The organism is Streptomyces sp. RPA4-2 (genome assembly GCF_012273515.2).
GTDB classification, from domain to species: Bacteria; Actinomycetota; Actinomycetes; order Streptomycetales; family Streptomycetaceae; genus Streptomyces; species Streptomyces kaempferi.
In genome coordinates this window covers 5,847,808-5,860,688 of sequence record NZ_CP050975.2, presented here as the reverse complement: position 1 = coordinate 5,860,688, position 12,881 = coordinate 5,847,808, and the positions used below count along the sequence as shown (strand labels likewise).

Sequence of the window (12,881 nt, the reverse complement as noted above, 5' to 3'; positions counted from 1 at the left end):
GCGATGGCTGACCGCTCGTTCAGTGACGTCCCGCTCGCCGCCTTGTACGACACGCTCAATCCCTGGGGGCCGAGCGACGACTTCTACCTGGACCTGGTGATGTCCGCGCGATCCGTGCTCGATGTCGGATGCGGGACCGGGCGGCTGCTCGCCAGGGCCCGGGAGGCCGGTCACCGGGGCCGGCTGTGCGGGCTGGACCCCGCCGCGGCCATGCTGGTGCAGGCGCGCAGCCGGGCCGCCTGCGAGTGGGTGCTCGGGGATCTCGCCTGTGCTCGGTGGGAGCGGGAGTTCGACCTCGTCGTGATGACCGGTCACGCGTTCCAGGTGCTGCTGGGCGACGGGGAGTTGCGCGCCGCGCTCGCCGCGGTACGCCGCTCCCTCACCGACGGCGGACGGTTCGTCTTCGAGACGCGCAATCCCGCCGCCCGCGCCTGGGAGCGCTGGACCCCGGAGAGCGCTCGCCACGTCACCGACGCCGGCGGCGAGGTCGTACGCGTGTGGCACGAGGTGGAGACACCGGTGGCCGGGGACCGGGTGACGTTCACCGAGACGTTCGCGCACCCGGCGTGGGAGCGTCCGCGGGTCAGCCGCAGCACGCTGCGGTTCCTGCGGGCGCAGGCCCTGTCCGGTTTCCTCGCGGCGGCGGGGTTCACCGTGGCCGAGCAGTACGGCGACTGGGCGCGGGGGCCGCTCACCCCCGCCGCCCCGGAGATCATCACGACGGCCCGGCCGGACACGGCCCGGGGGTGCTGACGCGCGGGCCGGCCCCCCGTCCCCCGCGTCGGCGGCCCCGCGCGTCCGTGCATTCGGCTCCGGGCACTCAGCTCCGGCCCTCCTCCAGTGCCGCCAGCGCCGGGTCGAGGACGATGTCCTCGGCGCGGGCCTCGATGGTGGGCTCCTCCGGGAAGTGACAGGCCGTCAGATGGCCTTCGGCGTTACCCTCGAGCCGGACCAGCGGCGGTTCCTGCTGGGCACACCTGTCCTGCGCCTTCCAGCAGCGGGTACGGAAGCGGCAGCCGGACGGCGGCGAGATGGGGGAAGGCACGTCGCCCTGGAGCCGGATGCGTTCCTTCTTCTCGGCGTCGACGTCCGCCTCCGGGACGGCCGACATCAGCGCGTGGGTGTAGGGGTGGCGCGGGCCGGTGTACAGCGAGGTGCGGTCCGCGATCTCGACGATCTTGCCGAGGTACATGACCGCGACGCGATGCGAGAAGTGCCGCACGATCGCGAGGTCGTGGGCGATGAAGACGAACGCGATGCCCATCTCCCGCTGGACCTCCTGGAGCAGGTTGACCACCTGCGCCTGGATGGAAACGTCCAGGGCCGAGACCGGTTCGTCGGCCACGATCAGCCTGGGCGAGAGGGCCAGCGCCCGTGCCACGCCGATGCGCTGACGCTGACCGCCGGAGAACTCGTGCGGGAACCGGTTGTAGTGCTCGGGGTTGAGACCCACCGTCTCCAGCAGCTCGCGCACCCGCTTCTCACGGCCGCCGGGCGGATGGACGCCGTTGACCTCCATCGGGGAGGAGACGATCGTGCCGACCGTCTGGCGGGGGTTGAGGGAGGCGTACGGGTCCTGGAAGATCATCTGGATCTCGGAGCGGACCGGGGCCAGCTGACGGCGGGTGGAGCGGCTGATGTCCTTGCCCCGGTACTCGATCGTGCCCGCGCTCGGCTCCAGGAGACGGGTCAACAGCCGTCCCGTCGTGGACTTTCCACACCCCGACTCACCCACCAGTCCCAGGCTTTCGCCGGGGAAGACGTCGAAGGAGACGCCGTCCACGGCCTGGACCGCGCCGACGGTGCGCCTGATCGGAAACCCTCCCTTCACCGGGAAGTACTTCCTCAGGTCGCGTACCCGCATGAGTGGTTCGCCCGGCCGTCCGTCCCGCTGCCCGGGTACCGGACCGGCCGCGGCCCTCCCCTCGTCCACGGCCCCGGTCCGCGCGGCCGCGTCCTGTCCGTCGCCCACGACCGTGCTCTTCTCGTCGCTCACAGTCGGCCTCCTCAGCCCAGCCGGGGCCGGATCGTCCCGGTGAAGATCCTGGTCTTCTGATCCATCGTCAGGTGACAGGCCGCGCCCCGCCCTTGCACGGGCAGGTCCGGCCGGACGTCGACGCACCGGCCGGAGCCATCGACCTCGCCCCGGAAGGCGCACCGCGGGTGGAACGGGCACCCCGAGGGCGGGGTCAGCAGGGACGGGGGCGCGCCCGGAATCGGTGTGAGCGGCTCGTCGACGTCCGCCGAGAGCCGCGGCATGGAAGCCAGCAGGCCCCAGGTGTACGGGTGTTGCGGGGATTTGAGCACCTCACGGACCGTGCCCCGCTCCACCGCCCGGCCGGCGTACATCACGAGCAGGTCGTCCGCCATGTCGGCGACCACGCCGAGGTCATGGGTGATCATGATGATCGCGGAGCCGAACTCCTGCTGGAGGTCCTTGAGCAGGTCCAGGATCTGCGCCTGCACGGTGACGTCCAGGGCGGTCGTCGGCTCGTCGGCGATCAGCAGGTCCGGGTCGCAGACCAGCGCCATCGCGATCATCACGCGCTGGCGCATCCCCCCGGAGAACTGGTGGGGGTAGTCGTCCACCCGCTGCCCGGCGTGCGGGATGCCGACCTTCTCCAGCATCTCGATCGCCCGCTCGCGCGCCTCCTTCCTGGAAGCCCCGGTGTGCTTGCGGAACGGCTCCCCGATCTGCCGGCCCACCGTGTGGTACGGCGAGAGCGCGGTCAGCGCGTCCTGGAAGATCATCGCCATCTTGTTGCCGCGGAGTCGCTCGAACTCGGCCTCGGTGGCGGTGAGCAGTTCCTTGCCGTCCAGGACGATCTCGCCGTCGATGGTGGTCGTCGCCGGGTTGTGCAGACCGAGGACGGTCAGGTTGGTGACGGATTTGCCGGAACCGGACTCGCCGACGATGCCGAGGGTCGTCCCCCGCTCCAGGGCGAAGGAGAGGCCGTCGACCGCCTTGACGACACCGTCCTCGGTGGAGAAGCGCACCCGCAGGTCGCGGACCGAGAGGAACGCGTCGGCTCCGGCGGCGGCCGGGGCGTCCTCGGGCTTGGTGAGTGTGGTCACTGGGAGGTCTCCTCACGCACTAGGACAGCCGCACTCGCGGATCGATGACCGCGTACAACGCGTCCACGATGACGTTGAGCAGGAGGATGAAGGCGGCACTGAAGATCATCACGCCCATGAGCTTGGGCAGGTCCTTGCCGACGACGGAGTCCACGGCGAGCCGTCCGACGCCCGCGAGCCCGAAGGTGAACTCGGTGACGACGGCACCGCCGAGCAGGGCCGAGAGGTCCATGCCGAGGATCGTCAGAATGGGGATGAGCGAGCCGCGCCAGGCGTACCGGAAGAAGACGTACCGGCCGGTCATGCCCTTCGCGCGGGCCGCACGCACATGTTCCTCCTGGAGCTGCTCGATCATCGTCGAGCGCGCCATGCGGGTGTAGTTGGCGGTGAAGATCACGGACATGACGAGCCAGGGGATCAGCAGGCCCATGAACCACTGCGCGGGATTCTCCGTGAGGGGCACGTACTTGGGTTTGTCCAGCCAGCCGGTGCTGTACACGAAGAGGCCGAGAACGACCGGGCCGAGGAAGTAGATCTGCATCGAGCTGAGCACCAGCGAGACGCTGCTGAACGCCTTGTCGAGCCAGGTCCCGCGGAAGCGGGCGGCGATCAGGCCGGTGCCGAGGCCGACGACGAGGAAGACGAGCAGGCCGCCGATGGTGAGGGACAGCGTCAGCGGGAAGCGGTCCATGATCGTGGACCAGACCATCTGCTGGTCGCGGAAGGAGACCCCGAAACAGGGGGCCGGGCAGTGGCCCACCGAGAAGTCCCGCCCGGCGAAGATGCCGACGAGGAACTTCCAGTACTGCACCGGCACCGGATCGTCCAGGCCGAGGTTCTTGTGGATGATCGCGAGCGCGTCCGGAGTGCAGTTCTTGCCGCACGCGAGCGTCGCCGGGTCCTGGGGGATCGCGTAGTACATGAAGAAGGTGAAGGCGCTGATCAGCAGGAGGATGAGCACGGCGCCGAACGTCCGGCGAAGGAGGAATCGAAGCATGGCGGAACGCTGCTCTCAGGACGGCTGGCCAGGGACAGGAGCGGCGCCCGGGGCGCACCCGGCGGCCCGCTGAGCGGAGTGCCGGGTGCGCCCCCAGGCCGTGTTCAGCTCTTGAGGAAGACCCGGGTCGGGTCGGTGTAGCTCGTCACCGTGGAGTAGCGCAGGCCGCCCACGTTGGTGCCGGCGATCTGGAACGTCTTGGTGTAGTAGATCGGCGCCGCCGGGTTGGCCTTCTCGCTGATGTACTGGTTGAGCGCGGTCCACGCCTTGGTGGCCTCGGCGTTGTCCGTGATCTTCAGGATCCGCTGGATCTCGGAGTTCACGTGGTCGTCGTTGATGTGCGAGTAGTTCGACGCGCCGTCCTGGATCTGCTTGCCGTCGTACAGCGGCGGGAAGACGGTGGAGGCGGAGGACCAGTCCTGGCCCCAGCCGGTCATGTAGATGTCGTAGCCGTTGTCGACCTTGCCGACCTGCTCGTACCAGGTGGCGGCGTCGACCTCCTTCTTCTGGACGTCGAGACCGATCTTCGTGAGCGCGTTCTCGATGAGCACGGCCTGCTGCTGGCGGACCGGGATGTTGGAGTAGGCGTAGACGATCTTCTTGCCCTTGGCGCCGGCCTCCTCGATGAGCTTCTTGGCCTTCGCGATGTCACCGTTGGGGTGCTTGGCCCGGTCGAAGGGGTCGTAGCCCTTCTGGTAGCCCGGAGTGGTCGGCGACATCAGGCTGTTGGCGACCTCACCGCCGTACGCGCCGCCGTCGGCCTTGTAGACCGCGGTGGACGGCATGGCGTAGGTGATCGCGTCGCGGATCTTCTTGTCCTTGATGCGGTCCATGTTGAAGTTCATCTGCCACACGTACGGCGCGTAGCCCTGGATCGTGCGCTTCATCGCGGCGGCGTCCGAGACGACCTTCTGCACCTGGGTGGTGGCGACCTGACCGGTCATCATGATGGCGTTCTTGGCGTCACCGCGGTCGGCGAGGATGGTCTTGGTCTGGTCCTCGTCGTCGTGGTTGATGTCGATGGTGAAGCCGTCGACGTACTGGTGCCGCATCGGGTCCGACTTCGGGTCCCAGGTGGTGTTCTTGACGAGCTTCACGCTCTTGCCGGCCTTGAACTCCGAGATCTTGTACGGGCCGACGGCGACCGGCTTGGTGTCGTACTTCGCCTTGGTGTCCGTCTTCTCGGGCACGACCGAGTAGCCGGCCATCGCCAGCGCCTGCGGCAGGTCGGGCTGCGCGTCCTTGAAGTGGAAGACGACCGTCTTGTCGTCAGGCGTCGCGAGGACGGTGTCCGGCAGGTGCTTGCCCTTGAACGGACCCGCGTAGGCCTGGCGGTAGGTGGTGCCCGTGCCGGACAGCCACTGCTGGATGAACGACGGACCGTCCGTGATGAAGGGGTCGTACAGCCGCTCGAAGGTGTGCCGGATGTCGGCCGAGCCGATCACGTGACCGGTCTCGTCCTTGATGCCGTCCTTCAGCGTGTACGTCCAGGTCCTGCCGCCGTCCGAGACCTTGCCCGGGTCGGTGGCGAGGTCGCCGACGACGGTGAGGGCGCCCTTGTCGTCCTCCTTGTACGTGGTCAGACCGCGGAAGATGAGCTTGGAGAGCAGGCCGGCGTCGCTGACGTATATCTGGCCCGGGTCGAGGTGCGAGAAGTCGTCCTCCTCGTACACCTGGATCGTCCCGCCGGGCCGGGCCCCCGTGACCTCCTCGGCGGGGCCCGTGGAGTCCTGCGCGGTGCCCATCTTCACCGCGGCCGACTGCGCGGCGGCCTCCTCCTTGTTCTTGCTCTTGTCCTTGCCGCCGCCACTGTCGGCGTTGCTGCAGCCGGCCAGTGCCAGGGCGCCTGCCGCGACCGCGACGACGGCGGTGCGCGCTCTGCGGGAACTGAGGATGCTCATCGAGTCGAGTCCACCTGCCTGTGAGTAGTGGGACTGTCCGTGCTGAGTGGGCTGCCCGTGCGGGGCGGAGTGAGTGCCGTGCGGAGTGCGTGCCGTGCGGGGTGGGACGGTCCGCGCGCGACGGAACCGCCGTGCGCGGAAGGGGGAACGGCGGGGTCAGCGCCCTGTCTTGGGATCGAACGCGTCCCGGACCGAGTCGCCGAGGAGGTTGAACGCCACGACGAAGACGACCATCGCGATGCCCGGGAAGAACATGTAGACGGGGTCCTGCTCGTAGATGTCCGAGCCGATGGCGAACATCCGGCCCCAGTCGGGGGTCGGTTCGGTGTAGCCGACGCCCACGAAGGAGAGGAACGCGACCGAGAGGATGGTGCTGGGCAGCATGTACGTGCCCTGCACCAGGATCGGTGTGACGAGGTTGGGCAGCAGTTCCTTGCGGATGATCCGCCACGGCGAGGCGCCCGCGACCTTCGCCGCCTCGACGAACTCCCGCTCGCGCAGCGAGAGTGTGACCGCCCGGATGAGCCGTGCGAGGCCCATCCACCCGAGGAACCACAGCACGCCGATGATGGCGAGCGCGTGGATGTAGGTCGGCGTCTCCTCGTCGGGGGCGACGAACACCGCGGTGATCACGGGCATCGACGCAATCATGAACAACTGCTGCGGGAAGGCGAGCAGGAAGTCCGTGAGCCGGCCGAGCCAGTAGTCGACCTTGCCGCCGAAGTACCCGCCGACCAGGCCGATCAGGATGCCCATGAACACCATCGCGGCCGTCGCCGCCAGCGCCGTGTACAGCGAGGTGCGCATGCCGTACAGCAACTGGGTGAACACATCGCGCCCTAGGGTGGGTTCGATCCCGAACCAGTACTCCGACGTGATGCCGCCGTTGGGTCCCGCGGGCATGTTGAAGTCGTTCAGGAGCGTGGGATCGTCCTGCCCGTAGAGCGTGTAGGGATTCTTGCCGTACAGCTTCGAGATCAGCGGAGCGAGGGCGGCGACCAGGAAGAAGAACAGCACGACGTACGCCGAGATCACACCGCTGCGATCACGCTTGAAGCGGCGCCACATCAGCCGGCCGGGCGATCTGCCCTCCAGCGCCGCGGGCTGCTCGGCATCGCCGCGGCTGGTCTTCTCGTGCACCTCCGGAGAGGCTTCCGCGCCCTCGACCTCGATAGGACTCGTCATGATTCGTCCATTTCATGGGTACGCCGAGCCCGCGGCCGCCACAGGGTGCGGGCGGCCACGGTTCGGACCATGCGGATCAGGAGAGACGTATGCCTATCGGTCGCTGCGCGCCGGGGCGCGACTTACGAGAACTCGCAGATGAACACGCGTAGTTGGCATCTGGTGCCTCCTCATGACTCAACCGGTGCACGGACAGGCGGGGTCCATGACTGACCTCCGACACCCCTGACGGAGGGTCAAAAACCCTACGGTGCTCGTGAGTCGGCGCCGCTGCACGGCGCATGACCCATTGACCCGAGCGCTACGCGGCTAACTATCTGACATGAGCCAGAGAGCGACCACAGACTTTAGGTCTCGGTTCAATCACAGCTGAGGTGTACATCTTCTAAAATCTGGACAAAGGTATCCCAGCGAGAAGCCCCCGAAACGGACGTGTTACATGTCTATCGGGCGAGGGGATCCGCATTTCGGACAGCGCGGCCGGAAAATGGGTTGCGAAAAGCCCGGGTGCCCCCACGTCGGGGGCACCCGGGCTCGACAGGCGCTGGATCAGCCGTTCTTGGCGCGGCTCGCGGCGCGGGCACGCTCGCGGCCGTCCAGGTTGACCTTGCGGATACGGACGGACTCCGGGGTCACCTCGACGCACTCGTCGTCGCGGCAGAACTCCAGGGACTGCTCCAGGGAGAGCTTGCGGGGCGGGACGATCGCCTCGAACGAGTCGGCCGAGGACGACCGCATGTTCGTGAGCTTCTTCTCCTTGGTGATGTTCACGTCCATGTCGTCGGCGCGCGAGTTCTCGCCGACGATCATGCCCTCGTACACCTCGGTGCCGGGGTCGGTGAACAGCACGCCGCGCTCCTGGAGGTTCGTCATCGCGAACGCGGTGACGGCGCCGGCGCGGTCGGCGACCAGCGAGCCGTTGTTACGGGTGGCCAGCACGCCGAACCAGGGCTCGTGACCCTCGTGGATGGAGTGGGCGATGCCCGTGCCGCGCGTGCCGGTCAGGAACTCCGTACGGAAGCCGATGAGGCCGCGGGAGGGGACGACGAACTCCATGCGGACCCAGCCCGAACCGTGGTTGGACATGTTGTCCATCCGGCCCTTGCGGACGCCCATGAGCTGCGTGACCGCGCCCATGTGCTCCTCGGGCACGTCGACCGTCATGCGCTCGACGGGCTCGTGGACCTTGCCGTCGATCTCCTGGGTGACCACCTGCGGCTTGCCGATGGTCAGCTCGAAGCCCTCGCGGCGCATCTGCTCGACCAGGATGGCGAGCGCGAGCTCACCACGGCCCTGGACCTCCCACGCGTCCGGACGCTCGGTGTCGAGCACGCGCAGCGAGACGTTACCGACCAGCTCGCGGTCGAGGCGGTCCTTGACCTGACGGGCGGTGACCTTGCGGTCCTTGACCGCGGCCTTGTTCTCGGCGCCCTTGCCGGTACCACCGCGGCCGACCAGCGGCGAGGTGTTCGTACCGATGGTCATGGAGATCGCCGGCTCGTCGACCGTGATGAGCGGCAGCGCGATCGGGTTCTCGGGGTCGGCGAGGGTCTCGCCGATCATGATGTCCGGGATACCGGCGACGGCGCAGATGTCACCGGGGCCCGCCTTCTCGGCGGGCTTGCGGGTGAGCGCCTCGGTCATCAGCAGCTCGGTGATGCGGACGTTGGACATCGTGCCGTCGCGCTTGATCCACGTGACGGTCTGGCCCTTGCGCAGCTCGCCCTGCTCGACGCGCAGCAGCGCGATACGGCCGAGGAAGTTGTCGGCGTCCAGGTTGGTGACGTGCGCCTGGAGCGGGGCCTCCTCGTCGTACTCGGGGGCCGGGACGTGCGACAGGATCGTGGAGAAGAACGGCTCCAGGCTGTCGCTGTCCTGCGGGACCGTGCCGTCCGCGGGCTTGGTCAGGGAGGCGACGCCGTCGCGCGCACACGCGTAGACGATCGGGAACTCGATCTGGTCCTCGTCGGCGTCGAGGTCGAGGAAGAGGTCGTACGCCTCGTTCACGACCTCGTCGATGCGCGAGTCGGGCCGGTCCGTCTTGTTGATGCACAGGATGACGGGCAGGCGGGCCTGCAGCGCCTTGCGCAGCACGAAGCGGGTCTGCGGCAGCGGACCCTCGGAGGCGTCGACGAGGAGGACGACCGCGTCCACCATCGACAGGCCGCGCTCGACCTCGCCGCCGAAGTCGGCGTGGCCGGGGGTGTCGATGATGTTGATCGTGATGACCTCGCCCCCGTCCTTGGGGTGGTACTTCACGGCCGTGTTCTTGGCCAGGATCGTGATGCCCTTCTCACGCTCCAGGTCATTCGAGTCCATCATGCGGTCGTCGAGCGACTCGGCGGCGTGCGCGGCGAAGGCACCGGCCTGCTTGAGCATGGCGTCGACCAGGGTGGTCTTGCCATGGTCGACGTGGGCGACGATGGCGACGTTGCGGATGTCGTGGCGCGTGGCCATATTGAGGCGCTTCTCCCGGAGTGAGTGGACGGCCTCCGCAGCGCGGGGCCTGCCGGGCTGAACACGCCTCGGCCTTACCTCATGGTACGTGGCCCTGACGGAGGCCGCCCCCGCCGGGGGTTTGGGCCCGGCGGGAGCGGCCTGCGGGCGCGGCTCGGCGGGGCCCGGCGCGGGCGCGCGGATGCGCGGGCGCGCGGGCAGCCGCTCGGCGTCGGCGCCCCGTGCCCCTCAGGGGGTGCTGGGGGTCGCCGACGGCTTCGCGCCCTTCTTCAGGAAGCCCATGTCCTCGTAGAGAGGGGTCTGGAATCCGAAGGAGCCGGCGTTGGCGAGGTTCGGGCGGACGGCGGTGAGCTGGGGGCGCTGGTACAGGGGAATCGATCCTGCGGCGGCCCAGATCCGCGCGTCGGCCTTGCGGACCAGGGCCCGCTCCTCGTCCTCGTCCAGCGTGCCGATGGCCTGGTCGAACAACTGGTCGACCTGGTCCGTGCCGACCCGGGTGTAGTTCTGCTCGACGGTGAGGGAGCCGTCGGCGGCCGGGACCGGCTTCGCGAAGATCGGGCGGGCGTCGGTGGCCGGGAAGGCGGAGGCGGGCCAGGAGTACAGCGCCAGGTCGTACTGGCCGGCGGCGATGTGGTCCTTGAAGTAGCTGTCGCCGGCGACCTTGGTCGTCTCCGTACGGATGCCGATGCGCTCCAGCATCCGCGAGATGTGGTCGGCGACGGTGCTCAGCGACTCCGAGCCGGGGCCGGAGGGCAGCACGAAGCGGAGCGTCAGCGGCTTGCCGTCCTTGGCGAGCACACCGGACGCCACCCCCGCGGGGGCGGCCGTGCCCTTGGGCGCGTAGGCGCCGGGAGCCCCGCCCTGACGGGTGTCGTGGTGGGCGTACCGCTTGCCGTCGAACCGCGTGGCCGTCTGTTCGTCCGAGTGGTTCGTCCGCTGCCGCTCGGACTCGCCGGCCGGGTCCGCCTTCGCCCGGTCGAGCCCGGCCGGCTTGTCGTCCCCGCCGACGATGTACGTCCCGTCGTCGGAGTCCGGCTCGGCACCGGGGGCCGCCTTCTTGCCCTCGGGCCCGGCCGCCTTGCCCTTCTCCTTGTCCTTCTTCTCCTCCTTCACCGGCCCCCCGGGCACCCAGCCCGCGTCCAGGAGCAGCGCCTGCGCCTCCTTGGTGTCATGACCGCCGAGCGCGCCGCTGTTGTCGGCGTACGCCTGCTGGCCGGCGAGCGCGAGGTGGCTGCCGACCGGTACGGCGGGCAGGCCCAGCGGCTTGAGCACGGCCTGCGCGAGCGCGTCGCGGTCGAGGGCGCGGGCGACGGCGCGGCGGACGCGTTCGTCGGCGAGGGGGCCCTCGGAGCCGTTCAGGGCGAGCTGGGTGTACGCGGGTTCGAGGGACTTGCGGACGACGAAGCCGCTCAGGCCGTTCTGCTCGGTGGTGTACTGCGCGGCGGAGGGGTGCGGCACCTGGGCGGGGTCGAGCGTGCTGCCCGGGGTACCCGGGCCCTGCATCGGGGCGCTGCCCCTGGTTCCGGCCGCGAGCGTGATCCGGCCGGCCTCCTCGGGATCGACGTCGGCCATGTCGATCTTGTTCGCGGCGAGTGCGGTGGCCCGCTGGTCGCGCGGGACGGCGACCAGCGCGATCTCCGCGAGCTTGGCAGGGCGGCCCCACCAGCGGGGATTGCGGGTGAGGTGGATCTCACCGGTCTTGCTGTCGACGCTCTGCAGGGCGAAGGGGCCGGCGGTGACCTTCAGCTTGCGGCGGGCGCCGTCGTTGAAGGTGGCCGCGGCGCCCATGACGTCCTTCGGGTACAGCGGCGAGAACAGCGACTTCCAGTCGGCGTACGGGCGGCTGAAGGTGACCCGGACCTCCAGGTTGTTCTTGCCGCGCTCGATCTTCTCGATGCGGTCGTACCCGGCGTTGCGGGCCGTCCAGTACGCGCTGTCCTTGCCGGACAGGGCGCGCCACTGGGCCGCGAAATCATCGGCGCCGATCTCGCGGCCGTCGCTCCAGACCGCCTGCTGGTTGAGCTTGTAGAGGACGACCTGCTTGGGCTCCTCGTCGACGACCTTGGCCGATTCCAGGTAGTCGGGGTTCAGCTGCGGGCGGCCGTCGCGGTCGAGCCGGTACAGGGAGGGCAGCACGGCACCGGCGACCCGTGAGGTCGTGGCGTCGGCGTCGGCCTGGAAGGTGTTGAGGGTCGCCGGGACGGCGTCGACGGCCCATCGCAGGGTGCCGCCGTCCGTGACCTGGTTGCGGCCCGCGGGCGCGATGTCCTGCGCGGCGACGGGACTGGCCTTCTCCTCGTCGTCCGCGCTGCACGCGGTCAGGACGGGCACCGCGAGCGCGCCCGCGGTCAGGAACGCGACCGAGCGCATCACCGCGCGCAGTCCGACGCCGTCGTGGGACATCACTGCAACCTCCGGTGGGGGGACAGGCTGGATCTGATCATTTTTGGTCGGATATGCGGTTGATCAGATGTATGCACCCACTGAACGGGAGAGAGGGTGTGCGGAGGTGCCGACACGGCGGGGGCGCGCGGAAGTCCACCCGTGCGGCGCAACGAACGGGCGCGTACCGGCGGGTTCGCGGCCCCCGCGCATCCCGTGCGTGCCCCTCTCGTGGGGTGGGGTCCGCGGATCCGGGACGGGCGAGGTCCGCGGATCCGGGACAGGCCGGGCCACAGAGGCCGGACGGGCGGGGTCCGGGGATGGTCCGGGGATACGGGACACCGCATGGACTGCGGATTCGGGGCGGGGCCCGAGCGGGGCCGAAACACTGGATCACGGCAGGGGATCGGCGGCCCGGCGTACCCGGCGCGTTCAGAGCGTGCGGGGGCGCGCTCCGGAAGGTTCGATCCGGGAATCCGTGCACACGCCTTCACAGGGGCTCGTGTGACGCGCGACACTCGCAGGCGCATGAACGTTGCCGCCTTGGGCCACAGGGCCCGTGGAAGTGAGGGCAAGTCATGTCCGTGCACGATGAACTCACGTCCGTCCAGCGCTGTCTCGACGACCTGCTGAGGTCGATGGGACGCCTGGAGCAGCAGATCGGCGGCGGGCTCGACATGCGCCGCGTCCGCGCCGACGCCGACCACCTGCGGGAGAGCGTGGCGCTGCTGCGCGAGTCCGCACCCGGGCTCACGAAACCCCGGCGCCCCGACCTCGTCTCCATCCCCGACACCCCGTACGACAGCTCGCTGTGGACGGACTCGGACGACGAAGGTCTCGGCGCCCGGGACCGGCACGCCCCCTGACCCGACCGGAGAGTCATA

The 12,881-nt window shown here is 69.4% G+C and carries 9 protein-coding genes; 2 read left to right on the top strand and 7 right to left on the bottom strand.

Translation table 11 applies throughout. The features are described from left to right. The first annotated feature begins 3 nt into the window (after positions 1-3). The gene (locus tag HEP85_RS25755; protein WP_168530051.1) at positions 4-753 is read left to right on the top strand and encodes a trans-aconitate 2-methyltransferase; all 750 of its coding nucleotides are present in this window, start codon (positions 4-6) and stop codon (positions 751-753) included. A gap of 67 nt (positions 754-820) precedes the next feature. Here the strand turns inward: HEP85_RS25755 and HEP85_RS25750 are convergent, their stop codons facing one another. The 7 genes from HEP85_RS25750 to HEP85_RS25720 all read right to left on the bottom strand — a co-directional run bounded on the left by HEP85_RS25750 (position 821) and on the right by HEP85_RS25720 (position 12,018). Next, on the bottom strand, positions 821-1,864 hold the full coding sequence (locus HEP85_RS25750; RefSeq protein ID WP_168534021.1) for an ABC transporter ATP-binding protein: 1,044 nt from the start codon (positions 1,862-1,864) through the stop codon (positions 821-823). A gap of 143 nt (positions 1,865-2,007) precedes the next feature. Next, positions 2,008-3,075: an ABC transporter ATP-binding protein gene (locus HEP85_RS25745; protein WP_168530050.1), complete on the bottom strand. Its 1,068-nt coding sequence runs from the start codon at positions 3,073-3,075 to the stop codon at positions 2,008-2,010. Between the two features lie 19 nt (positions 3,076-3,094). Continuing rightward, positions 3,095-4,072, bottom strand: coding sequence for an ABC transporter permease (locus HEP85_RS25740; RefSeq protein ID WP_168530049.1), 978 nt, complete (start codon positions 4,070-4,072; stop codon positions 3,095-3,097). Positions 4,073-4,176: 104 nt separating this feature from the next. Continuing rightward, positions 4,177-5,973: an ABC transporter substrate-binding protein gene (locus tag HEP85_RS25735; protein ID WP_168530048.1), complete on the bottom strand. Its 1,797-nt coding sequence runs from the start codon at positions 5,971-5,973 to the stop codon at positions 4,177-4,179. A gap of 156 nt (positions 5,974-6,129) precedes the next feature. Further along, entirely contained in the window at positions 6,130-7,158 is a 1,029-nt protein-coding gene (locus tag HEP85_RS25730) for an ABC transporter permease (protein WP_168530047.1), read from the bottom strand. Positions 7,159-7,707: 549 nt separating this feature from the next. Beyond that, a complete protein-coding gene (gene typA, locus HEP85_RS25725) occupies positions 7,708-9,615 on the bottom strand; it encodes a translational GTPase TypA (RefSeq protein ID WP_168530046.1) in 1,908 nt (635 codons plus the stop codon). Between the two features lie 228 nt (positions 9,616-9,843). Next, complete coding sequence (locus HEP85_RS25720) at positions 9,844-12,018, bottom strand: ABC transporter family substrate-binding protein (protein ID WP_168530045.1); 2,175 nt, start codon at positions 12,016-12,018, stop codon at positions 9,844-9,846. Positions 12,019-12,575: 557 nt separating this feature from the next. On the opposite strand from HEP85_RS25720, the gene HEP85_RS25715 reads away from it, so the two are divergent. Further along, positions 12,576-12,863, top strand: coding sequence for a hypothetical protein (locus HEP85_RS25715; RefSeq protein WP_168530044.1), 288 nt, complete (start codon positions 12,576-12,578; stop codon positions 12,861-12,863). Positions 12,864-12,881 lie beyond the last annotated feature (18 nt).